The following is a 22132-nucleotide window of genomic DNA, read 5'->3' as shown; positions in this document are numbered from 1 at the left end:
TCCTAGTGGCAGACGAATCCGCCGTCGACGACCAGTGTTTGCCCGGTGATGTAGGCGGCCGCGTCGGAGAGCAGGAACTCCACCGCGCCGGTCACGTCCGCGGGTTGCTGCGGCCGGGTCAGCGCCCGGTTGTCCGCGTAGAGGCGGTGCCGTTCGCGGGGGACCCCTTCGGTGGCCTCGACCTCGGTCAGGCCGGGTGCGACCGCGTTCACCGTCACCCCGTCCGGCCCGGCGTCGCGCGCCATCGCGCGGGTCATCGCGATCACCGCGCCCTTCGACGACACGTAGTGCACCAGCCGGGGCGGCCCGAACAACGCGACGTCGGAGGCGATGTTCACGATCCGCCCGCCGGTCGCCGCGAGCTGCGGGTACAGGGCGCGCGCGAGAAGCCACGGGCCGCGGGCGTTGACCGCCATCAGCCGGTCCCACGCCTCGACCTCCAGGTCGGCGAAGTGCTTGCCGCCCACCCCGTCGGCCATCGCCGCGTTGTTGACCAGCCCGTGCAGCGGCCCGATCTCGGCGACCCGCTTCGCGAGGTGCGCCACCGACTCGGGATCGGCCACGTCGGTGTCGATGCGGTGCACGGTCCGGCCACGTTCTTCCAGCAGCTCGACACCGCGGGCGGCCCGCTCCGGATCGCGCTCGGCGACCACCACCTGCGCGCCGGATGCGCCCAGGGCGTCGGCGATCGCCCAGCCGAGCCCGCGCCCGGCCCCGGTCACCACGATCAGGCGCATCGCGCGGCCTCCACTTCGGACAGGAAGCCGAGCAGGACGTCGTTGAACTCCTCCGGCCGTTCCTGGTTGGCCGCATGCCCGCCGCCGATCACCCGCAGCCGTGCGCCGGGGATCTCGCGCGCCAGCAGGCGGCTCTCCTCGACGCCGGTCACGCGGTCGTCGGCGCCCACGACCACCAGGGTCGGTACCGCGATCCGGCCGAGCACCGGGCCGTGGTCGGTGGCGGCCATCGACTCCGCGGCCGCGCGGTAGCCGGGCAGCCGGACCCGGGCCATGGTCGCTTCGACCTTCACCAGCGTCGCCGGGTCGGTGGTGAGCCGGGGTGCACGGCGCCGGGCGAATTCCTGGGCGCCCACCCGGGCCAGCTCGTCCACCCGCGCCCGCATCCGCCGCGCCGAGTCCGCCGACGTGCCCGATCCGCGGGTGGAGTCGGCGAGCGTCAGCGACAGCACCGGGTGCTCCAGCGCGAGCCGGGTCGCGATGACCCCGCCCCACGACACGCCCACGACGTGCGCGGGTTCGTCGAAGACTCGTGCCGCGACCTGGGCGAACCAGCCGAGATCGGCCCGCGCGGGGTCGGCCGAGCCGCCGTAACCGGGCGCGTCCCAGGCGAACACCCGGTGCCGCCGGGCCAGCACGTCCACCTGCGACTCGAAGGAGGCGCTCGATCCGCCGATTCCGTGCAACAACAGCACCGGGCTGCCGCTCGCACCGGCCCGCACGCCGTTCACCGGAACACCACCCGTGGCCGCGCCAGCGCCGCGATCGCGCCGAGCACCGCGTGCGGCACGACCGCGCTGCTGGTCGGCGTGACGGGCGAGGGCTGGTTGCGGATCTCGAACCGGTACGACCCGGCGGTGCCTTGGGCGGTGATGACGTGCGAGGTCAGCTCGGCGCCGGGATCGGCCACGACCACCGCCTCCACGGCGTCCCAGTCGCCCACCGCCAGCGCCACCGAGGCCGCGACGTTCGCCGACTTCGGGAACGCCGCCGTCACCTTCCGGGCCGGGCCACGCATCAGCTCGACCGGCGCGCTCGCCGTCCGCAGCCGCTCGGCCTCCGCCGCGGACATCCACGGCTGCACGAGGTTGGCCGCGAGCTTGGTGGTCTCGATCGTCACCCGCGACAGCGGCGCCATCCGGGCCGCGGCGCGCAACAGGTCGAGCCCGCCGATCGCCCCGGTGGACAGGTGCAGCTCGCCAGGCCCGGCGGCCAGCAACTCCTCCAGCAGGGCGTCGTCGGCCAGCGCGCCGACCGACACCACGAGGAGGTCGCGCCCCGCGGCCAGCACCCGCGGCCCCAGTTCGGCCAGCGCCCGCTGCCCGGCCGCCTCGACGACGAGGTCCGAGGTGGACAGCAGCTCGTCCAGCGTCAGCACCGGCAGGTCCGGCGGGCCGGCCGGGTCCAGGACGCCGGACAGCACCGCGTCCGGGACCGATCCGTCACGCAGCGCCCGGGCGACCACGCCACCGATCGAGCCGGCACCGATCACGCCCGCCCTCATCCCTGCCACCACGCGCTGTAGCCGGGGTCGGGCACGCCGGCCATGTGCGTGCGCACGTCCTTCGACGGCGGCCCGGCGGTGCCCCACAGGTCGGACAGCTCCGGCGTGCGCCGCCACACCCGGCACAGCCAGGCGTCCTCGACGACCTGCTCCACCTCGGAGGTGTATTCGCACACCAGCCCGGCCGGGTCGGCGAAGTAGCCGAAGGTGTTGCTGCCCGGCCCGTGCCGGCCCGGGCCCCACAGCGGGGTGATCCCGTTGTGCCGGAGCCGGCCGATCCCGCGCATGAAGTGGTCGATCGAGGTCATCTCGTAGGCGACGTGGTTGACCGACGCGAACGGCGCCTGGTTGAACGCGATCACGTGGTGGTCGGTGTTGCAGCGCAGGAACGCCATCTGGTGCTCGGACCAGTCGGAGATCCGCATGCCCAGCACCCGGGTGTAGAACTCGCAGGCCGTGTCGATGTCGGCGGTGTTGAGCACGACGTGCGCCAGCTTCCGCGGCACCGCGGGCAGCCCGTCCGGATCGTCAGGGGTCACCGCGAACACGTCCGCGGACAGCTCGATCAGCCGTCCTTCCGGGTCGGCGAACCGCAGCCCGTAGCCGCCACCGACCTGGTCGAGCTTGCCCGGTTCGGTGACCAGCGGGATGCCCTGGGCCGCCAGGCGGGTGGCGGCCTCGTCGATCTCCCGCGGCGTCGCGACGGCGAAGGCGACCTTGCCGAGCGCGTTCTGCTCGGCCTGCTGCAGCTGCAGCACGTGGTGCTCGCTGCTGGTGCCGCGCAGCCACACCGCCCCGGTGTCCTGCTCGACCTGGCGCAGCCCCCACACTTCGCGGTAGAACTCGCCCGCATCGGCGCAGCGGGTGGAGCGCAGGGTGACCGACCGCAGCGCACGCAGCCGGACGACGGGTTCGGACATGGTGTCCTCCAAGGGTGTCAGGCGACCGGGACCGGTGCGGGTGCGGCGGGTTCGGTCAGGCGGGCGGCCTGTTTCGCGGCTTCGGCGCGCAGCAGGCGGCGCATCCGGACCAGGGCGATGTCGTGCTGGTAGAGGTTCTCCCGGTCCCACGCGTCGGCGGGCATCGCCTCGGCCATTTCCCGGTCCTGTTCCAGCACGGCGAAGTGCCGGGCCTCCAGCCGGTTGCGGTAGAGGAAGCGCCAGCTGTCGCGCTGCCAGCCGGAGACCTTGCGGCACCGCCAGAAGAACCCGGCGTGCCGGTGCTCCGAAATGGCCGACAGCGCCGCGACGATCGTGAACGGGCCGCCCGGCCCGGCGGTGTCCGGGTACGGGATGTCCAGTGTGACCCACTGGGCGCCGCCCTCGGTCAGCTCGACCCAGTCGAAGTTGACGCCGCGCTGGTCGGTCTTCTCGAACACGAAACCCTTGTCGGTGGCGCGGATCTGGAACACCGCCTCCCGCTTCCCGGCGAACATGGTGTGGCTGTTGCGGTGCAGGAACGCGCCGTGCATCGGGTCGAGCAGGTTGTCCAGCGAGTAGCGGTAGGGCGCGTCCCACTCGACGTAGCACAGGAAGTGCGCCCACTCCTCCCCGGCGATCGGCCCGGGCACCTCCAGCGGGGCCGGCGGGGCGGACTCGTCGAGGCCGAACCAGGCGAACACGGCGCCGCCGTGTTCCCGCGCCGGGAAGGTCCGCAGCACGCGGCGGCCTTCCAGCGCGCAACCCGGGCTGCCCGGCACCGACACCACGGTGCCCTCGGCGTCGACCTGCACGCCGTGGTAGTTGCAGGCGACGCGGTCGCCCATGTGCACGCCGTGTGACAGCCGGGCCGCGCGGTGCGGGCAGCGGTCCTCCTGAACGTGCACGACGCCGGCGGCGTCGCGCCACAGCAGCAGTTCCTCGCCCGCGCGATCCAGGCGCGCCAGCTGGCCGGGGCGGACGTGCTCCGACGGGCACAGCGGGTACCAGCGGTCCCGCAGCCCGAACTGCATCAGGCCCTCGGTGGTGTGCAGGGGGTTCACGGCTTCAGTTCTCCGTTCCGCTCAGGCGGGCCAGTTCCGCGGTGAACGACGACTCGGTCCAGTCCGCGCCGTTCGCGGGGCGGACGCCGGAGGCGTTGAGGGCGGCCACGATTCCGGGCAGGTCGTGTACGCCGCGGCCGTAGACGGCCTCGAGTTCGTCGCCGAAGGCGTTCTCGTAGCTGGCAGGCATCGGTCAGTCCTCCACGTCCAGGACGAGCTCGGCCGACCGGCTGCGTGACACGCAGATCAGCATCGTGCCCCCGGCTGCTTTCTCGTCGTCGCTCAGCAGGAAGTCGCGGTGCTCGGGTTCGCCGGCGAGCACCTTGGTTTCGCAGGTGCCGCACACTCCTTCGCGGCACGAGCTGGGCACGGCCACCCCGGCGCCGGCGAGGGCGTCCAGGATGGACACGCCGGCCGGGACGGGCACCCGCCGCCCGGAGCCGCCACACACCACGTCGAACCCCGCGTCGGCCGTGGCGGGAGCGACGGCCGGGGCGCGGAAGCGCTCCACCCGCAGCATCCCGGTGTCCGGCAGTGTGGCCTCGACCGCGGCGATGAGGGGTTCCGGTCCGCAGCAGTAGACGAGCGTGCCCGGCTCCAGGTGCGCCAGCTCCGCGGCCAGGTCCGGCGGGCCGCCCTGCTCGTCGTCGGCGTGCACGCGTACCCGGTCCGCCGGCAGGTCGCCGAGGAAGGCCATGCTCGACCGGGACCGTCCACAGTAGAGCATCGACCAGTCCGCGTCCCGGTGGTGCAGGGACTTCGCCATGGCCAGCAGGGGAGTGATGCCGATGCCGCCGGCGATCAGCAGGTGCCGCGGGGCGTCCTCGAGCGCGAAGTCGTTGCGCGGCCCGTCGGCTTCGATCAGGGTGCCGGGCGTGAGCCGCTCGTGCACCCATGCACTGCCGCCGCGTGACGACGGCTCGCGCAGGACGGCCAGGGTCCAGGTGTGCTCGTCCGCCGGGTCGCCGCACAGGGAGTACTCCCTGGTCAGGCCGTTGGGCAGGTGCAGCGACAGGTGTGCGCCCGGCTCCCACGCCGGCAGGGCCGCCCCGGCCGGGTCGCGCAGCTCGAGGCGCACCACCCCGTCGGCCAGCCAGGTGCTCTGGGAAATCCGTACCGTCCGGGACATGGCTCAGTCGCGGGTGAGGCCGTGCATCGGCGAGGTCGGCGGGTAGGTGGGCAGCTGCGGCTTCTGCGCGCCGATGATCACCGCGAACAACGCGTCGGTCGCACCGATGTTGCGCAGGCTGCGCGGCACCCCGGCGGGCACCCGGATCAGATCCCGGTAGCCCAGCACCCGGCTGGCGGTCCTGGTGCCGTCCTCCACGTCGTGCACCGTCACCTCCAGCTCACCCTCCAGGACGAAGAACACCTCCTCCACGTCGTGGTGCGTGTGCTCCGGCCCCACCGCCCCCACCGGCAACCGCATGTTGGAAAACGTGAAGTGCTCCGAAGGCAGGATCCGGTTGTCCGTCTCGTGGTTACCGGTGGCACCCGACCCGATGTAGCGCACCTGCGCCCGGCGGAACTCCTCCCCCGCCTTGGCCTGGAAACCCAGCGTCTCCCAGTCCTCGAACCGCGACTCACGGGTCGCGATGCAGGAGTCGATCAGGTCCTCGAGTCCGGCTTGCGTGGTCGTCACGGGATCTCCTCAATGTCTTAGCTCTAAGGGAACTTGGGATCTGTTTGTAGCACCGCCTCCCGGACGGTGACAACCCTTAGAGCTAAGTTTTATTAATGCGATCGTCTTAGGTCTAAGCTATTCTGCCGATGGCTGGACAGTGTGGAGGTGGCCCGATGACAGTGCCGGCGGACGAGATCCTGGTGGCCGGACGGTGGCGGCGTGGCGGTGGTGCGCCCCTGGCGTGCGTGGACCCGGCAACCGGCGAGCGGTTCGCGGTGGTGCACGCCGCCTCCGCCGCCGACGTGGACGAGGCGGCCCGCACTGCGGCCCAATCCCCGTCCGCGGCCGCGTGGCGGGCATTGCTGCCGCACGAACGTGCCCGGGTGCTGGTGCGGGTGGCTGAGCTGATCGAGCGGGACGCCGGGGCGCTCGCCGCGCTGCAGACCCGCAACACCGGCAAAGCACTGCGGGAGACCAGGGCCCTGGTGGCGAGCGCGGCCGGGACGTTCCGGTTCTACGCGGCGGCGCTGGAGACGATGGAGACCGCGCTGACCCCGCAGCGCGGGCCGTGGCTGACCATGTCGGTGTACGAGCCGATCGGGGTGGTCGGCGCGATCACGCCGTGGAACTCCCCGGTCGCCAGCGATGCGCAGAAGATCGCGCCCGCGCTGGCCGCCGGGAACGGCGTGCTGCTCAAACCGGCCGAGCCGACGCCGCTGGTGTCCCTGGCGCTGGCCCGGCTGGTGCTGGAGGCGGGCGTGCCGGCCGAGCTGCTGTCCGTGCTGCCCGGTCCCGGCCCGGTGGTCGGCGATGCCATCGTGCGGCACCCGGCGGTCGGGAAGGTCGCGTTCACCGGCGGCACGTCCACCGGGCGGGCGATCGGGCGCATCGCGGCGGAGAAGATCATGCCGGTGACGATGGAGCTGGGTGGCAAGTCGCCGACGATCGTGTGCCCGGACGCCGCCGTGGACCAGGCCGTGGCGGGAATCCTGTTCGGCATCTTCTCCTCGAGCGGGCAGAGCTGCATCGCGGGCTCGCGCATCTTCCTGCCGGCATCCCGCTACACCGAGTTCCGCGACCTGCTCGTGGCGGGCGCGTCCCGGTTGCGGGTCGGCCCCGGCACGTCGGAGGAGACCCAGGTGGCCCCGTTGGCGACCGTCGCCCATCGCGACCGGGTGGCGTCCCTGGTGGACCGGGCGCGCGCAGAGGGGGCGCGGGTGCTGTGCGGGGGAGTGGTGCCCTCGTCGGCCGGTGCCTACTACCCGCCGACGCTGCTGGAGGGCCTGCCGAACTCGGCGAAGACGTGCCAGGAGGAGATCTTCGGTCCGGTGGGCGTGCTGCTGCCCTACGAGGACGAGGAGGATCTGGTCCGGCAAGCGAACGACACCGTGTACGGACTGGCCTGCGGGATCTGGACCGCGGACTACCGGCGGGCCTGGCGCCTGGCGCGGCGCGTGCAGGCCGGCACGGTGTGGATCAACACCTACAAGCAGTTCAGCATCTCGACCCCGTTCTCCGGGATGAAGGAGAGCGGGCTGGGGGTGGACAAGGGCCGGGACGGGATCCTCGGGTACCTGCGGCAGAAGAGCGTGTACTGGGGGCTGGACGACACGCCGCTGCCCTGGGCGGGGTGAGCGGCAGGTCTGCGGCACACCTGCGCATCGGCTACCGTTTTCCCGATGCGGGTTCTGGTCGCGGGATCGTCCGGGTTCGTCGGGCGGCGGCTGTGTCCCGCGCTCACCGGCGCCGGGCACGAGGTGGCCGCGATGACCCGCCACCCGGACGACTACGCCGGGGCGGGCGAGCCGGTGTACGGCGACGTGCACGACGCCGGGTCCCTCGACCGGGCCCTCGATGGTGCCGGCGCGGCCTACTACCTGGTGCACTCCCTGGGCGAGCCGGACTTCGAGCGCCGGGACGCCGAGGCGGCGCGGGCGTTCGGCGCCGCCGCGGCCCGCGCCGGCCTGACCCGGGTCGTCTACCTCGGCGGACTGGGTGACGACGCCGACGACCTCTCGCCGCACCTGCGCAGCCGCCGTCAGGTCGAGGGCCTGCTGGGCGAGGCCGGGGTGCCGGTCACCGTGCTGCGCGCCGGGATCGTCATCGGGCACGGCGGGATCTCCTGGGAGATCACGCGGCAGCTGGTGGAGCACCTGCCCGCGATGGTCGCGCCGCGGTGGGTGCACACGCGCACACAGCCGATCGCGCTGCCCGACCTGGTCCGTTACCTGGTCGCGCTGCTGGACGTGCCGCCGGGGCGGGTGTTCGAGGCGGGCGGCGCGGACGTCCTCGCCTACGGCGACATGCTGCGCCGCGTCGCCCGCATCGAGAGCAGGCACCGGCTGATCGTGCCGGTGCCGCTGCTGTCACCGCGGTTGTCGTCGTGGTGGCTGTCGCTGGTGACCGACGTCGACGCCGCCACCGGGCGGTCGCTCGTCGACTCCATGATCAACGAGGTGGTGGTCCGCGACCACAGCCTGCGGAAGGTCGTGCCGTTCGAACCGATGGGGTTCGACGCCGCGGTGACCGCCGCGTTGCGCGAGCGGGCGGCCGAACGGGTCTCGAGGTGAAGCCGGCGCTGGGGCTGACGGCCGCGTCCGGCGCCGGGATGCTGGGCTGGTCGCTTTCGCGCGAGCCGGGGTCGCCGCAGTTCTTCGCCGCGACCGGTGCCACCGCGGCCATCTGGATCGCCGGCGGGCTGACCCGGCCCCCGGACCCGGGAGGCCCGGTGCTGGCTCCGGTCGCGACGGGCCTCGGGGCGTTCGCGGTGTTCCGCGCGGGCGTGGCACTCGCCCACCGCGTCCCGCCGCTGCGCCGCGCCCTGCGCCGCGCCCTGCGGGGCGTCCTCGGCTACGCCACGGCGGGACACCGGGGCGCGGTCCTGCTGACCACGCTCGCCAACGGCGTGGGCGAGGAGGTCTTCTTCCGCGGCGCCGTCCAGCAGACCGTCGGGCCCGCCGGATCGACCGCCCTCTACGTCCTGGTCACCGCCGCCACCCGCAACCCCGCGCTGGTGGCGGCGTCGGCCGTGATGGGCGCGTTGTTCGCCTGGCAGCGGCACGCGAGCGGCGGCGTCCGGGCACCGCTGCTGACGCACCTGGTGTGGTCGGCGCTGATGGTGTGGCGCCTGCCCACCCTCGTTCCGCGGGAGCCGGATCCGTAACCTGTTCCGGTGACGACTACGGATGGGCTGGCCGTGGACGGCGCCGGCCGGCTGCTCGCCGGGAGGTACCGGCTGCGCAGCCGCCTGGGGGCGGGCGCGATGGGCGTGGTCTGGCTCGCGCTCGACGAACGGCTGGAACGGCCGGTCGCGGTCAAGCAGCTGTGGCCCGGGCCGGCGCAGGGCGCCGAGGCCCGCGCCCGCATTCTGCGCGAGGGGCGGATCGCCGCGCGCCTGCGGCACCCGCACGCGGTGACCGTGCACGACGTCGCCGAGCACGACGGCCTGCCGGTGCTGGTGATGGAGTACCTGCCCTCCCGCAGCCTCGCGGCCGTCGTCGCCGAGCAGGGGCCGCTCGCCCCCGAGGCGGTCGCGCGGATCGGGATGCAGGCCGCGTCGGCACTGGCGGCCGCGCACGCCGCGGGCATCGTCCACCGCGACGTCAAGCCCGGCAACCTGCTCGTCGGTGCGGACGGCACCACCAAGATCGCCGACTTCGGCATCTCCCGCGCGACCGGCGACGTCGCGCTCACCCAGGCCGGTGTGGTCGCCGGAACTCCCGCCTACCTCGCGCCGGAGATCGCCAGGGGAGCGGAGCCGACACCGGACTCCGACGTGTTCTCCCTCGGCGCGACCCTGTACGCGGCGGTTGAGGGCGTGCCCCCGTTCGGCGAGGACGAGAACTCCATCGCGTTGTTGCACCGGGTGGCGGCGGGCGAGGTGGCGCCGCCGGAACTGGCCGGCCCGCTGGCCCCGGTGCTGGTGGCCATGCTGCGGCCCGATCCCGCCCGGCGGCCGGGCACGGTCCAGGTGGGGACCGCGCTCCAGGCGGTCGCCGAGGGGCAGCCGGTGCCGCCCCGCGCGCTCAACCCGGCCCGCGCGCGCACGCAACCGGTCGTCACGCCGTCCGCGCCCACGGTGCCGGTCCAGCCGGTCGAGCCGTCCGTGCCGGCCGGGAACACGGCACCGGCGGGGACCCGGCTGGACACGGCGCCGGTGGCGGGGACGCCTCGGCGGACGCGCCGGTTCCTGCTGCCGCTGGCGGCCGTCGTGGTCGCGCTGGCGGCGGTGGTGGTGCTGGTCACGCAGCTCACCCCCGGGAAACCGGCACCGGCCCGGCCGCCCGCACCCGCCCCGGCGCTGGACGCGGCGTCGCTGACCGGGGTGGTCAGCGAGTACTACGCCCTGCTGCCGGACCGGCCGGAGGCCGCCTGGACGCACCTCGGCCCGCACCTGCAGGCGCAGGGGCTGGACTCCTACCGCGCGTACTGGGCGGGGGTCACCGGCGTGACGGTCACCACGGCGCCCGCGGTCGTCGCGGCCGACACCGTCACGGTCACCATCGCCCGCACCCTCGCCGACGGCCGGGTGGTGACCGAGCCGCACCGGCTGGGTCTCGTCCCCGCGTCGCCGGCGCCGCTCATCGACAGCGACACCGCGCTGTCCAGCACGACGAGCACGCCACCGTCGCCGACGCCGACGGTCGCGAACACCAAGCCGGGCGGTGACCACAACGGCGGCACCGGCGGGGACGGCAACGGGGACGGCAAGGACACCAAGGACGGCCGCTCCGGCCGGGGCCACGGTCACGGCCACGGGCACGGCGACCGGGGCTGAGCCGACCGGGCACGCGGCCGCCGTTCTCCCGGAAACGGCCGGCCGCGGCCACGCCCTGCCAGGGGTCGCCCGGCCTCCTGGCCCGCGGTCCTAGCTCCGGTACCGGAACAGGATCCGGCCCCGGCCAAGGTCGTACGGGCTCAGCTCCACCAGGACCCGGTCGTACGGCAGGATCTTGATGAAGTTCCTCCTGATCTTGCCGCTGACGTGGGCGAGCACCTGGTGCCCGTTGGCCAGCTCGACCGTGAACCGGGCGTCGCGCAGGCACTCGACCACGGTTCCCTCCACCTCGATACCGCCCTTACCGGCCATGGCGCACCAGCTCCACGGTGCTGTCCGCCCGCCGGGCGCCGATGCTCTCGAACAGCGCCGTCGCCGCCGCGTTCGCCTCGTTCACCTCGGCCGACGCCGTTTCGATGCCCGCGTGGTGCAGGACGCCCAGCGCGTGGGTCAGCAGCGCACGGCCGATGCCCCGGCGTTGCCGGGCGGTGCGCACGGCGATCAACCCGATCCGCGGCAGGCGCGTCACCCGGACCACCCGGACCAGGCCGACGTACTCGCCGTACTCGCCGTCCTCGGCCGCCACCGCGTACTTCGCCGGGTCCCCGACGGTGTCGCCGCCCGGCCGCGGCACCACCTCGGCCGGCATCGCCGGCCAGCCCACGGTGGCCTCGACCTCGCCGCGGACGACGCGGTCCAGCTCCCGCAACGGGTCGTCCTCCGCGGACCCGGCCGGCACGATCGTGACGCCCGGGGGTGGCGCGGCCGGCCCGGTGATGCCGGGATCGGTGGGCACGAGGTAGTGCCACTCGCGCCGGCGGATCCGCAGACCGGCCTGCCGCCAGGCGGTCAGCAGTTCGTGGTCGGTTTCGTCGACCACGGTGTGGAGCGGTTCCGGCAGTGCCGCCAGCATCGCCCGGGCGAGCCGGTCGAAGACGGGCCGGTGCCAGGCGTCGACGCTGAGGAAGACCCGGCCGTCGGGCCGTGTGGTGGCCTCGCCGCGGCCGGCGATCCGGCCGTCGTCCAGCGCGTGCCACGCCCCCGGCCCGATGCGGGTGATCTCCACCGCCGGATCGCCCGGGGTGAAACGCGAAGTGTCCATAGTGGTCACCTTTCGGGAGTGCCTGATCGCGGCGCTCCCGGCAACCCCTACGTCAGTCGCCCGACCGTGACGACGAGGGGAGCACCCACATCGAAACAGCGTTCACGGGTCTCACCTCCTGGCATCGGGTCACGGTCCCCGGAACCCTAGCGGCGCGGCGTGCTCCCGTCACCCAGTTTTCCTGAGGGGCCCGCGGGCGTGCGCCGAGCCGGATTGGGTATGCCGCGGGAGGGATGGAGGTGTGTGCCGATGACCGATCCGCAACGGCAGGAACTCGACGAGGAGGCCCGCCCCGCCACCGAGCAGGACGAGGGTCTCGGTGAGGAGGACAGCTCCCTGCCGGAGGACCGCACGCCGAGCGGGCCGGGCGAGGAGGCCTGAGCGCCTACCTGGGCACGGTGGAGCCCCGGGCGACCAGTTTGGCCCGGAGCTGGACGTGCTGCGGCCGCCGGGGCACGTCCCCGGCGGTGATGCGGTCCAGCAGCTGCCGCCCGGCCCGGGCGCCCAGGTCGTAGGTGGGCTGCTCGACGATCGTCAGCTCGGGCCGTACCAGCGTGGTCCACGGCTCGTCGTCGAACCCGATCAGCGACAGCTCCTCCGGCATCCGCAGGCCGCGGTCCTGCGCCGCGCGGTAGGCGCCCGACGCGAGCACGTTGTCGGTGCACAGCACGGCCGTCGGCGGGTCCGCCAGGCCCAGCAGGCGGACCATCGCGTCGTAGGCGGATTCGCGGTCGTAGCGGGCCGACGCGACCAGGGACTCCTCCACCGGCAGGCCCGCCGAGGTCAGCGCGCCCACGTAGCCGCGCAGCCGCACCGCGCTCGGGAACAGGCCGCGCCGGCGGTTGCCGGTGGCCACGCGGGACAGCTGGTCACCGGCCTCGGTGATCACGCCGATCCGCCGGTGCCCCAGTTCGAGCAGGTGGGCCACGGCCTCCGCGGCCGCGTGGTCGTTGTCCACGGTGATGCTGTCCGCCCCGGGCACGCCACTGACCTGCCGGTCGATGAGCACCACCGGCACCCCGGCGTCCATCGCGTGCTTGAGGTGCGTGCCCTCGCCGGGCTGGGCGGCCGCGACGATCACGCCGTCCACCCGTTTCTCCGACATCACCGCGACCGCCCGCTGCTCGGCCGCCAGCACGCCGCCGGTGTTGGCCAGCAGCACCTCGAACCCGGCCGGGGAGGTCACGTCGGTGATCCCGCGCAGCGCGGTGGCGAAGAACGGGTTCGCCACGTCGGTCACCACCACGCCGATGGTGTGCGTACTGCCGGTCACCATGCTGCGTGCCAGCCCGTTGGGGCGGTAGCCCAGCTCGGCGGCCGCGGCCAGCACGCGTTCCCGGGTCCGCTCGCTGACCTGGCCGTACCCGCCGAGCGCGCGGCCGGCCGTCGCCGTCGACACCCCGGCCACCCGCGCCACGTCGATCAGCGAGGCTCCATGCGTGGTCACCTGCGCGCCTCCCCAGCATTGCTTGCGCGGAACGTCTTGACTGATGCTACTACCGCCTGAGAAGGTTCTCACCCAACAGGTACTGAGAAGGTTCTCACCCAAGCGAGGCCCACGCACATGACACTTCGGATCGGCGTCGACACCGGTGGCACGTTCACCGACGTCTGCGCCCTCGACGAGCAGACCGGGCGCCTGTACGTGCGCAAGGTGCCCAGCACACCGGACGACCCGGGCCGGGCGATCGTGACGGGGGTGTCGCAGCTGCTCGACGAGATCGGCGGGCGCGACCTCGGCGAGGTCGGCTACTTCGCCCACGGCACCACGGTCGGCACGAACGCGCTGCTCACCGGGCGCGGCGCGCGCACCGGCCTGCTGACCACCGCCGGGTTCCGCGATCTGCTGGAACTCGGCCGCGGCCGGCGGCCGTCGCTGTACGACCTGCAGGCCGCCAAGCCGGCTCCGCTGGTGCCGCGCGACCTGCGGTTGGAGGTGGACGAGCGGGTCCGGCACGACGGCCGGATCGAGCGGGCGCTCGACGAGGACCAGGTGCGCGCGCTCGCCCGGCGGCTGCGCGAGCAGCGGGTGGAAGCGGTCGCGGTCTGTTTCCTCTACAGCTTCGCCGAGCCCGGGCACGAGCGGGTGGCCGAGCGGATCCTCGCCGAGGAGCTGCCGGGCGTGCACGTGTCGGTGTCCTCCGCCGTGCTGCCCGAGTTCCGCGAGTACGAGCGGCTGTCCACAGTGGTTGTAAACGCCTACCTCGGCCCGGTGGTGGCCCGCTACCTGGCCCGGCTGCGCACCCGGCTGAGCGAGCTCGGGCTGCGTGCGACCCCGCACGTCACCCAGTCCAACGGCGGCATCATCCCGTTCGAGACCGCCGAGCGGATGCCCTCCCGGATGGTGCTCTCCGGGCCCAGCACCGGGGTGGTCGGCGCGGCCGGGATCGCCCGCGCCGCCGGATATCCGGACATCATCACCTTCGACGTGGGCGGGACGTCCTCGGACGTGTCGCTGGTGCGCGACGGCGTGCCGAAGGCGGCCAGCGGAACGGAGATCGACGGCAGGCCGGTGCGTGCGCCGATGCTCGACATCCACACCGTCGGCGCCGGCGGCGGCTCGATCGCGTGGATCGACGCGGGTGGTGCGCTCAAGGTCGGTCCGGGAAGTGCCGGCGCCGACCCCGGTCCGGCGTGTTACGGCCGCGGCACCGAGCCGACCGTCACCGACGCCAACGTCGTGCTGCGCATCCTCAACCCGGAGTACCTGCTGGACGGGCAGATGAGGATCGACGCCGGTGCGGCCCGCGCCGCGGTGTCCACTGTGGCCGGTCCGCTGGGTATGGACGTGCTGGACGCGGCGCAGGGGATCATCCGGGTCGTCACCGCGAACATGGCCAGGGCGATCCGGGTGATCTCGGTGCAACGCGGCTACGACCCGCGCGACTACGTGCTGGTGCCCTTCGGCGGCGCCGGTCCGCTGCACGCGGTGCGGCTGGCCCGCGAACTCGGCATGCGCACCGTCCTGGTACCCGAGACCCCGGGTGCGCAGTGCGCCGCCGGCCTGCTGATGACCGACATCCGGGCCGACTTCCTGCGCACCCGCATCTGCCGTCTTGATCCGGACACAGTGGATACCGTGGACGCGGTGGCCGGGGTGTTCGGCGAACTGGCGGCGGCGGCCGGCGCCTGGCTGGCCGAGGAGAACATCCCCGCCGAGCGCCGCCGCACCGAGCGGTTCGCGGAGATGCGCTACGCCGGTCAGAACCACGAGCTGCCGGTGCCGGTGCCCGAGGGCGGGATCACCGCGGACACCATCGGCCAGCTGATCAAGCGGTTCGCCGCCGAGCACGAGCGGATGTACGGGTATTCCTCGGCCGAGGAGGAGGTGCAGGTCGTCACGTTCCGGCTGCGGGCCGTAGGCGAGGTCGCCCGCGCGGAGCTGCACCGGACCGTGCCGGGCGACCCGGACGCGAGCGCCGCCGTGCGTGCCCGCCGGGAGGTCTACCTGCCCGAAAGCGGTGGGTTCACCGACTGCCCGGTGTACGACCGCAGGCTGCTGGAACCGGGCCACCGGATCGCCGGCCCGGCGGTCGTCGAGCAGATGGACACCACCACGCTGCTGCTCCCCGGCGACGTCGCCGTCGTCGACGAGCTGCGCAACCTCGTCGTGACGGTCGGCCGATGACCCGCCCGGAGAGGAAGACCCCGGAAAGGAAGAGCATGCAGGATCCCGTGCTGGTCGAGGTGATCGGCTCCGCGCTGTCGTCCATCGTGGAGGAGATGGGCGAGACGCTGGTGCGCGCCGCCTACTCGACCAACATCAAGGAACGGCGCGACTGCACCGCGTCGCTGTTCGACGCGAGTGGCCGGATGCTCGCCCAGGACGAGGGCGGCTCGCCGCTGCACCTGGGCTCGCTGATGGGCATCGTCGACGAGATCACCCGCCGCTACCCGGCCGGCGCGATCGACGAGGGCGACGCGTTCATCGGCAACGACCCGTTCACCGGTGGCGGCTCGCACCTGCCGGACATCGTGCTGGTCTCCCCGGTGTTCACCGGCGGCGAGATCACCGCGTGGGTGGCGAACCTGGCCCACCACGCCGACTTCGGCGACCGCGGCCACGCGCACATCTTCCAGGAGGGGCTGCGCATCCCGCCGGTGCGGCTGATGCGCCGTGGTGAGCTGCAGACCGACCTGTTCGAGCTCATCCTGCTCAACTGCCAGGTGCCGCACGAGCGCCGCGCCGACCTGCGGGCGCAGATCGCGGCGAACCGGCTGGCGGTCGCCCGGTACACCGAGCTCGCCGAGCGGTACGGCCGGGACACGCTCGTCGCGGCGGCCGGGGCGCTGCTGGACTACACCGAGCGGCGCACCCGGGCGGCGATCGCGAAGGTGCCGGACGGCACCTACACCTTCACCGACCGGTTCGACTGCCCGGAGCTGGACGAGGAGCTCGACCTCGGCGTCACCGTGACCGTGCGCGGCGACGAGGTCGCCTTCGACTTCACCGCGCCCGAGCAGGTCCGCGCCAGCGTCAACGTCGTGTGGACCGCGCTGTACGCGGCGGTCTACTACTCGCTCAAGACGCTGGTGGATCCCGGCATCGTGGCCAACGCCGGGCTGCACCGGCCGGTCACCATCACCGCGCCGCGCGGGTCGGTGCTCAACTGCGTCGAGCCCGCCGCGGTCAACGGCCGCAGCGAGACCTGCCAGCGGGTGGTCGACCTGATCCACGGCGCGCTCGCCGCGGCCGTGCCGGAGACGGTGACCGCGGCGAGCAACGGCGCCAACACCGGGGTGCACTTCTCCGGTGTAGACAGCCGCACCGGCCGCTACTTCGTCTACCTGGAGACCATCGGCGGCGGCTGCGGCGCCCGGCTGGGCCAGGACGGGATGGACGGCGTGCAGGTGCACATGACCAACACCAGCAACCTGCCGGTCGAGGCGCTGGAGACCGAGTACCCGCTGGTGGTCGAGGAGTACGCGCTCATCGACGGCTCCGGCGGGGACGGCCGCACCCGCGGCGGCATGGGCATCCGGCGCACGGTCCGGGTCGAGGAGCACGACGTGCACTTCTGGCTGGACACCTCGCGGCAGAAGTCGCGGCCGTGGGGGCTCTTCGGCGGCGGGCCGGGCGCGAGTGCCGGGGTCGAGCTGTCCGAAGGTGCGCAACCGGTCGAGCACGGCTACACCCGGCTGCAGCCCGGGGACCGGGTGTCCATCCACACCGCCGGTGCCGGCGGCTACGGTCCGCCGTCCGAACGCGATCCCGGGCGGGTGCGCCGGGACGTGGCCGAGGGCCGGATCTCCGCCGACCGGGCGCGCGCGGTGTACGGGGTGGAGCCGTGATCCGCACCGCGGTCATCGGGTTCGGCGTCTCCGGGCGGATCTTCCACGCGCCCTTCCTCGCCGCCGACGACGCCTACTCGCTCGATTTCGTCGTGACGGGCAACCCGGACCGGGCGGCACAGGCCACGGCACGCTATCCACACGCGACTGTCCTGTCCGGACCGGATGAGGTGTTCGCCAGGGCGGGCGAGATCGACCTGGTGGTGATCGGCACCCCGCCGGCGACACACGCCGGTCTCGCGGCCACCGCGCTGGACCACGGCCTGCACGTGGTGGTGGACAAGCCGTTCACCACCACCAGCGCACAGGGCGAGGCCCTGATCGAACACGCCAGCCGGGTGGGGCGGGTGCTGACCGTGTTCCAGAACCGGCGCTGGGACGGCGACTTCCGGACGCTGCGGCGGCTGGTCGAGCACGGCGAGCTCGGTTCGGTGCACACCTTCGAGTCCCGGTTCGAGTGGTGGAAACCTCAGGGGCCGCGGGACTGGAAGGCGCGGGCGGGGATCGCCGACGGCGGCGGGATCCTGTTCGACCTGGGCACCCACCTGATCGACCAGGCCCGCCTGCTGTTCGGCCCGGTCGAGTCGGTGCACGCCGACCTCGCCCGCCGCGGTGCGGGCGCCGGCGACGACGACTCGTTCGTGCTGCTGACCCACACCGGCGGCACGCGTTCCCGGCTGTTCATGTCCGGGGTCGCCGCGCTGCCCGGGCCCCGGTTCCACGTGCTCGGCAGCACGGCTGGGTACACGAAGTGGGGCCTGGACCCGCAGGAGGACGCGCTCCAGGGCGGCGCCCGGCCCGGCGACGACGGCTTCGGCCGGGAGCCGCGCGAGAACTGGGGCACGCTCGGCGTGCGCGGCCACACGCGGCGCGTCGAGCCGGACCCGGGGGACTACGGCCAGTTCTACCGGCTGCTCGCCGGCGCGCTCGACGGCGGCGGCGAGCTCCCGGTCGACCCGCGGGACGCGGTGGACGTCCTGCGCATCATCGAGCGGGCACACGCCCGGAAGGGGGATCTTTCCCGATGACCGCAGCCAAGCACGTCGTGGTGGTGGGCGGGGGCGTTCTCGGCGTCTCCACGGCCACGCACCTGCAGCGCGACGGCGCGACGGTGGTCCTGGTGACCGCCGGTGAACTGGCCGACGGCGCGTCCGGCCGGTCGCTGTCGTGGCTCAACTCCGCCGGCCGCCGGTCCGCGGCCTACCACGCGCTGCGGGTGGCCGGGATCGACCGCTACCGCACGCTGTTCGCCGCCGATCCCGCGCGGGAGTGGCTCCGCTTCGACGGCGCCCTCTACTGGCACCCCGACCGCGCGGTGACCGAGGAGCGGCACCGAGGCGAGGTCGCGCACGCCTACCACTCCCGGCTGCTCGCTCCCGCCGAGGCCGCCGCGGCCGTCCCGGGGCTGCACCCGGCCGCCGTGCCGGAGGTGGCGGTGCGCAACCCGGGCGAGGGCTGGGTTTCGCTGCCGCACCTGATCGACCACCTGGCGGCCGAGTTCACCGCGCTGGGCGGGCGGATCGTCACCGGTGCGGGGCGCGCGAGCGTCACCACCGCCGCGGGCGCGGTCACCGGCGTGACCACCACCGGCGGCCGGCGGTTCGACGCCGAGGCGGTGGTGGTCGCCTGCGGCGCGGCCACCCCCGCGGTGGTCGCGGAGCTGGGAGTGTCCATTCCGGACGCCTCGCCGCTGTCGATGCTCGTGCTCACCGAACCGGCGGAGACCGCGATGAGCGCGGTGCTGAACACCCCGCGGGTGGCGGTGCGGCCGAATCCCGGCGGCACGTTCGCGCTGGACCACCACTGGTACGAGGACCGCATCACCGAGGCCGCCGACGGGACGTGCACGATCGACGAGACGGTGGTCAAGGAGCTCGTCGCCGAGGCGTCCGCCCTGCTCGACGGTGAGGTCACGCTGACCGCGGCGTCCTGGAAGCTCGGACGCAAGCCGGTACCCGGCGACGGCGAGCCGGTGTTCGGTGAGCTGCCCACCGTGCCGGGCTGTTTCGTCGCCTTCACCCACTCCGGCGCCACACTCGGCCTGATCGCCGGGGAGCTCCTGGCCGGTGAGATCCGCACCGGCGAACCGCACCCGATGCTCGCGCCCTTCCGGCCGGACCGCTTCCGGCCCTGAACCCCCCGAGAGAACCGTGACCCACCGAGGAGAACCGTGACCGACCAAGACATCCGGCGCAGCGTGGCGACCGGTGCGGACCTGCGCTCACGGCGCAAGGTGATCCTGTCCGCGATGCTCGGCAACGTCGTCGAGTACTACGACTTCGGCCTGTACGGCACGCTGGCCGTGATCATCTCCCGTCAGTTCTTCCCGGCCGGAGACGCGACGGCAGCGCTGCTGTCCACCTACGCCGGGGTGGTGCTGTCCTACGCGCTGCGGCCGCTGGCCGCGATCTTCCTCGGGCCGCTGGCCGACCTGAAGGGCCGCCGGTTCGTGCTGCTGCTGACGATCGCGGTGATGAACGTCGGCACCGCGGGCATCGGCGTGCTGCCGACCTACGCGGCCGTGGGCATCGCGGCGCCGGTGATCCTGCTGTTCTGCCGGGTCCTGCAGGGCATCGGGGCGAGCGTGGAGTACACCACGGCGGCGAACTTCATCTTCGAGCACGAGCGCGGCAACCGGCGCAACTACCTGGCCGGGCTGTCCGTGGCGTCCACTTCGGTCGGTCCGCTGCTCGCGACCCTGGTGGCCTACCTGGTGATCTCGGCGATGCCGGCGGCCGCGTTCAACAACTGGGGCTGGCGGATCCCGTTCCTGCTGGCGATCCCGATGGCGCTGATCGGCATCTACATCCGCCGGCACGTCGAGGAGACCCCGCAGTTCAAGGAGATGGCCGAGCTGGCCGAGGCGAGCAAGGTCAAGCAGAAGCCGTTCCGCACCGCGGTGCGCGAGCACTGGGGCGCGATGCTGCGCGCGATCGGTCTCGGCGCCGGCCAGCGGGTGGGGTCGTTCGTGATCCAGGCGTACTTCGTGACCGCGATGGTCAAGGCCGGGTTCGCCGAGAACAACGCGCTGCTGGCGTCGCTGCTGACCTACGCGATCGGCCCGGTGCCCGCGATCTGGGGCGGCAGGCTCGCCGACCGGTACGGCGCCCGCATCCCGCTCGTCGTCGGCTACGGCCTGTTCGTCCTGCTGACGGTGCCGACGTTCCTGGCGATCGGGTCCGGGTCGCTGTGGCTGGCGGTGGTCGCGGTGGTCGCGTTCACCTTCATCAACAACTTCGTCGGCGCGCCGCTCACCACCGCCTACGTGATGAGCTTCCCGGCCGAGGTGCGGGCGAGCGCGTCCGCACTGAACTACAACATCGGCACCACGGCGCTGGGCTCCACCGCCGGCCTGATCGCGGTGTGGCTGTTCGACCTCACCGGCACCAACGCCGCGTTCGGCTGGTACATGTCCGCGATCTGCGCCGTGTCGATCCTGGTGGCCCTGTTCGCGATGCCGGGCGCGGTCGACGAGCAGCGCCACCGGTCGCTGGCGGAGTCCTGATGGACGCCGCGGTGGCCGGTGAGCTCGCCCGCAGCGCCGCCTACGGCCGCAAGGAGCCGGTGTCGTCCCGCCACGGGATGGTGGTGACCTCGCACCCGCTGGCGGTGCGGGCCGGGCTCGACGTGCTCCGCGACGGCGGCACCGCCGCGGACGCCGCGCTCGCGGCGGCCGCGACCCAGCTGGTGGTCGAGCCGCACATGACGGCGCTGACCGGCGGGCTGGAGATGCTGTACTGGGACGCCGGGACCGGCGCGGCGAGTTACCTCAACGGCAACGTCGCCGCGCCGCTCGCGCCGCTGCCCGGGTTCACCGGCGCCGACCTGACCACCGGGCGGGGCGTGCCGGTCCCCGGGTGGTGGCCGGCCTTCCGGGCCGCGCACGAGCGGTTCGGAAGGCTGTCCCGGTCCCGGCTGCTGCGGGACGGGATCGCCCTGGCGCGCGACGGGTTCGCGGTGAACCCGTACCTGTTCGGCGAGATGTACGCGCACCGGGCCGAACTCGGGTGCCACGAGCAGGCCCGCGAGGCGTTCCTGCCCGGCGGCAGCCTCGTCGCGCCCGGGCAGACGCTGCGGCAGGAGCGGGTGGCGCGCACGCTGGAGCGGTTGCGGGACGAGGATCTGGACTACTACCTCGGCGACTTCGCGCGCGCGTTCAGCGCGGAGTGCCGGCGCGGGGGCGGGGTCATCACGCCCGGCGACTTCGCCGCCTACACCGCCCGCTGGCACGCGCCGCTGCGTGGCACCTACCGGGATGTGGAGATCGTCACGTCGGCACCGCCGGACGACGGCGGGTGCCAGCTCATCGAGGCGCTGAACGTGCTGGAGCTGACCGATCTGCCGTCCTGGGGCCCGGCGTGGTCCTCGGTGTCGACGCTGGAGGCGCTGACCGCCGTGCACCAGGAGGTCTACCACGCCCCGCCGCGCACGGCCGCCACGGACGTGGAAACCCTGCTGTCGAAGGACTACGCGGCCCGGCGGCTGGCGCGCCTGGAACGGCACGGTGCGCGCCCGGCGGCAGCCGCGGTGCCGGTCCCCGGCACGATCCACGTCACCGTCGTGGACGAGCACCGCAACATCGCCTCGGTCACCCACTCGCACATGGCCTCGCCCTGGATGAACGGCCTGTTCGCCGAGGGCTTCCAGCTGTCCGGCGGCGGGTCGTTCTTCCAGCGCGGGATGCCGTGGCCGGGGGAGCGGGCCACCGTCTACCTGGCACCCAACCTGGTGCTGCGCGACGGGGTGCCGGTGATCGCGTCCGGGTCGCCGTCGGTGTCGCTGGTCGCCTGCGTGCTGCAGAACCTGGTGAACCTGGTCGATTTCGGTCTGTCCATCGAGGAGTCGGTGGTCGCGCCGCGCTTCGGGGTGCGGCCGCACGAACCGGCGTCCGGGTGGTTGCCGGGAGTGACGCTCGAACACGGGTTCGCGCCGGAGGTCGACCGGGAGTTCCGCCGCCGCTGCGCCGAGCGCGGGCTGTGGCTGCGTGATCTCGGCCCGTGGCACTCGCTGACCGGCAACTTCGAGGGCATCACGCTGACCGGTGACGTGCTGCGGTCCTGTGCGGATCCGCGCCGCAACGGGGCCGCGGAGGGTTACTGACCGGTTCAGACCCCC

22 protein-coding genes are annotated in these 22132 nt (G+C 73.5%); 11 read left to right on the top strand and 11 right to left on the bottom strand.

Going from position 1 to position 22132, the window contains the following annotated elements; translation table 11 throughout:
• Nucleotides 1-2 precede the first annotated feature (2 nt).
• From FHX45_RS06600 to FHX45_RS06565, 8 genes are read right to left on the bottom strand one after another with little or no spacing between them, the layout of a single operon-like run.
• A complete protein-coding gene (locus FHX45_RS06600; RefSeq protein WP_167097620.1) occupies nucleotides 3-737 on the bottom strand; it encodes an SDR family oxidoreductase in 735 nt (244 codons plus the stop codon).
• The gene (locus FHX45_RS06595) at nucleotides 728-1468 is read right to left on the bottom strand and encodes an alpha/beta fold hydrolase (RefSeq protein ID WP_167097618.1); all 741 of its coding nucleotides are present in this window, start codon (nucleotides 1466-1468) and stop codon (nucleotides 728-730) included. The genes FHX45_RS06600 and FHX45_RS06595 overlap by 10 nt, the downstream gene beginning before the upstream one ends.
• Complete coding sequence (locus tag FHX45_RS06590) at nucleotides 1465-2241, bottom strand: aspartate dehydrogenase domain-containing protein (RefSeq protein WP_167097616.1); 777 nt, start codon at nucleotides 2239-2241, stop codon at nucleotides 1465-1467. Before FHX45_RS06590 ends, FHX45_RS06595 begins: the two co-directional genes overlap by 4 nt.
• Complete coding sequence (locus tag FHX45_RS06585; RefSeq protein ID WP_167097614.1) at nucleotides 2238-3161, bottom strand: VOC family protein; 924 nt, start codon at nucleotides 3159-3161, stop codon at nucleotides 2238-2240. The genes FHX45_RS06590 and FHX45_RS06585 overlap by 4 nt, the downstream gene beginning before the upstream one ends.
• A 17-nt stretch (nucleotides 3162-3178) precedes the next feature.
• Nucleotides 3179-4222, bottom strand: coding sequence for a Rieske 2Fe-2S domain-containing protein (locus FHX45_RS06580; protein WP_341771377.1), 1044 nt, complete (start codon nucleotides 4220-4222; stop codon nucleotides 3179-3181).
• 4 nt (nucleotides 4223-4226) lie between these two features.
• Nucleotides 4227-4412 carry a recombinase-like helix-turn-helix domain-containing protein gene (locus FHX45_RS06575; RefSeq protein ID WP_167097612.1) on the bottom strand — a complete coding sequence of 62 codons (186 nt, stop codon included), beginning with the start codon at nucleotides 4410-4412 and terminating at the stop codon, nucleotides 4227-4229.
• 3 nt (nucleotides 4413-4415) lie between these two features.
• Nucleotides 4416-5351, bottom strand: coding sequence for a PDR/VanB family oxidoreductase (locus FHX45_RS06570; RefSeq protein ID WP_167097610.1), 936 nt, complete (start codon nucleotides 5349-5351; stop codon nucleotides 4416-4418).
• 3 nt (nucleotides 5352-5354) lie between these two features.
• Nucleotides 5355-5864 carry a cupin domain-containing protein gene (locus FHX45_RS06565; protein WP_167097608.1) on the bottom strand — a complete coding sequence of 170 codons (510 nt, stop codon included), beginning with the start codon at nucleotides 5862-5864 and terminating at the stop codon, nucleotides 5355-5357.
• Nucleotides 5865-6019: 155 nt separating this feature from the next.
• On the opposite strand from FHX45_RS06565, the gene FHX45_RS06560 reads away from it, so the two are divergent.
• The 4 genes from FHX45_RS06560 to FHX45_RS06545 are packed head-to-tail and all read left to right on the top strand — an operon-like array spanning nucleotide 6020 to nucleotide 10623.
• Nucleotides 6020-7480: an aldehyde dehydrogenase gene (locus FHX45_RS06560; protein WP_167097605.1), complete on the top strand. Its 1461-nt coding sequence runs from the start codon at nucleotides 6020-6022 to the stop codon at nucleotides 7478-7480.
• A 45-nt stretch (nucleotides 7481-7525) separates the two neighbouring features.
• Entirely contained in the window at nucleotides 7526-8416 is an 891-nt protein-coding gene (locus tag FHX45_RS06555) for an NAD(P)H-binding protein (RefSeq protein ID WP_167097603.1), read from the top strand.
• A complete protein-coding gene (locus FHX45_RS06550) occupies nucleotides 8413-9009 on the top strand; it encodes a CPBP family intramembrane glutamic endopeptidase (RefSeq protein ID WP_341771376.1) in 597 nt (198 codons plus the stop codon). The genes FHX45_RS06555 and FHX45_RS06550 overlap by 4 nt, the downstream gene beginning before the upstream one ends.
• Before the next feature lie 9 nt (nucleotides 9010-9018).
• Entirely contained in the window at nucleotides 9019-10623 is a 1605-nt protein-coding gene (locus FHX45_RS06545) for a protein kinase domain-containing protein (protein ID WP_167097601.1), read from the top strand.
• Between the two features lie 90 nt (nucleotides 10624-10713).
• On the opposite strand, the gene infA is transcribed toward FHX45_RS06545, so the two are convergent.
• On the bottom strand, nucleotides 10714-10935 hold the full coding sequence (infA, locus tag FHX45_RS06540) for a translation initiation factor IF-1 (RefSeq protein WP_167097599.1): 222 nt from the start codon (nucleotides 10933-10935) through the stop codon (nucleotides 10714-10716).
• Nucleotides 10925-11725, bottom strand: coding sequence for a GNAT family N-acetyltransferase (locus FHX45_RS06535; RefSeq protein ID WP_167097597.1), 801 nt, complete (start codon nucleotides 11723-11725; stop codon nucleotides 10925-10927). Before FHX45_RS06535 ends, infA begins: the two co-directional genes overlap by 11 nt.
• A gap of 249 nt (nucleotides 11726-11974) precedes the next feature.
• Between FHX45_RS06535 and FHX45_RS28350 the strand changes: the two genes are divergently transcribed.
• Entirely contained in the window at nucleotides 11975-12106 is a 132-nt protein-coding gene (locus FHX45_RS28350; protein ID WP_279588847.1) for a hypothetical protein, read from the top strand.
• 4 nt (nucleotides 12107-12110) lie between these two features.
• On the opposite strand, the gene FHX45_RS06530 is transcribed toward FHX45_RS28350, so the two are convergent.
• Nucleotides 12111-13172 carry a substrate-binding domain-containing protein gene (locus FHX45_RS06530; protein ID WP_167097595.1) on the bottom strand — a complete coding sequence of 354 codons (1062 nt, stop codon included), beginning with the start codon at nucleotides 13170-13172 and terminating at the stop codon, nucleotides 12111-12113.
• Nucleotides 13173-13289: 117 nt separating this feature from the next.
• Between FHX45_RS06530 and FHX45_RS06525 the strand changes: the two genes are divergently transcribed.
• Genes FHX45_RS06525 through FHX45_RS06500 form a run of 6 tightly spaced genes read left to right on the top strand, consistent with a single transcriptional unit; the run spans nucleotide 13290 to nucleotide 22117 of the window.
• A complete protein-coding gene (locus tag FHX45_RS06525; protein ID WP_167097593.1) occupies nucleotides 13290-15353 on the top strand; it encodes a hydantoinase/oxoprolinase family protein in 2064 nt (687 codons plus the stop codon).
• A 35-nt stretch (nucleotides 15354-15388) separates the two neighbouring features.
• A complete protein-coding gene (locus FHX45_RS06520) occupies nucleotides 15389-17017 on the top strand; it encodes a hydantoinase B/oxoprolinase family protein (protein ID WP_208405826.1) in 1629 nt (542 codons plus the stop codon).
• Complete coding sequence (locus FHX45_RS06515; protein WP_167097589.1) at nucleotides 17014-18045, top strand: Gfo/Idh/MocA family protein; 1032 nt, start codon at nucleotides 17014-17016, stop codon at nucleotides 18043-18045. Before FHX45_RS06520 ends, FHX45_RS06515 begins: the two co-directional genes overlap by 4 nt.
• Nucleotides 18042-19151, top strand: a complete 1110-nt coding sequence (locus FHX45_RS06510; RefSeq protein ID WP_167097587.1) for an NAD(P)/FAD-dependent oxidoreductase — start codon at nucleotides 18042-18044, stop codon at nucleotides 19149-19151. The genes FHX45_RS06515 and FHX45_RS06510 overlap by 4 nt, the downstream gene beginning before the upstream one ends.
• A 36-nt stretch (nucleotides 19152-19187) precedes the next feature.
• A complete protein-coding gene (locus FHX45_RS06505; RefSeq protein WP_167097585.1) occupies nucleotides 19188-20522 on the top strand; it encodes an MFS transporter in 1335 nt (444 codons plus the stop codon).
• Nucleotides 20522-22117, top strand: coding sequence for a gamma-glutamyltransferase (locus FHX45_RS06500; protein WP_167097583.1), 1596 nt, complete (start codon nucleotides 20522-20524; stop codon nucleotides 22115-22117). The genes FHX45_RS06505 and FHX45_RS06500 overlap by 1 nt, the downstream gene beginning before the upstream one ends.
• Nucleotides 22118-22132: the final 15 nt, after the last annotated feature.

The organism is Amycolatopsis granulosa (assembly GCF_011758745.1).
Taxonomy (GTDB): domain Bacteria; phylum Actinomycetota; class Actinomycetes; order Mycobacteriales; family Pseudonocardiaceae; genus Amycolatopsis_E; species Amycolatopsis_E granulosa.
The sequence above is the reverse complement of the archived record's forward strand: the minus strand, read 5'-3'. Positions and strand labels throughout refer to the sequence as shown.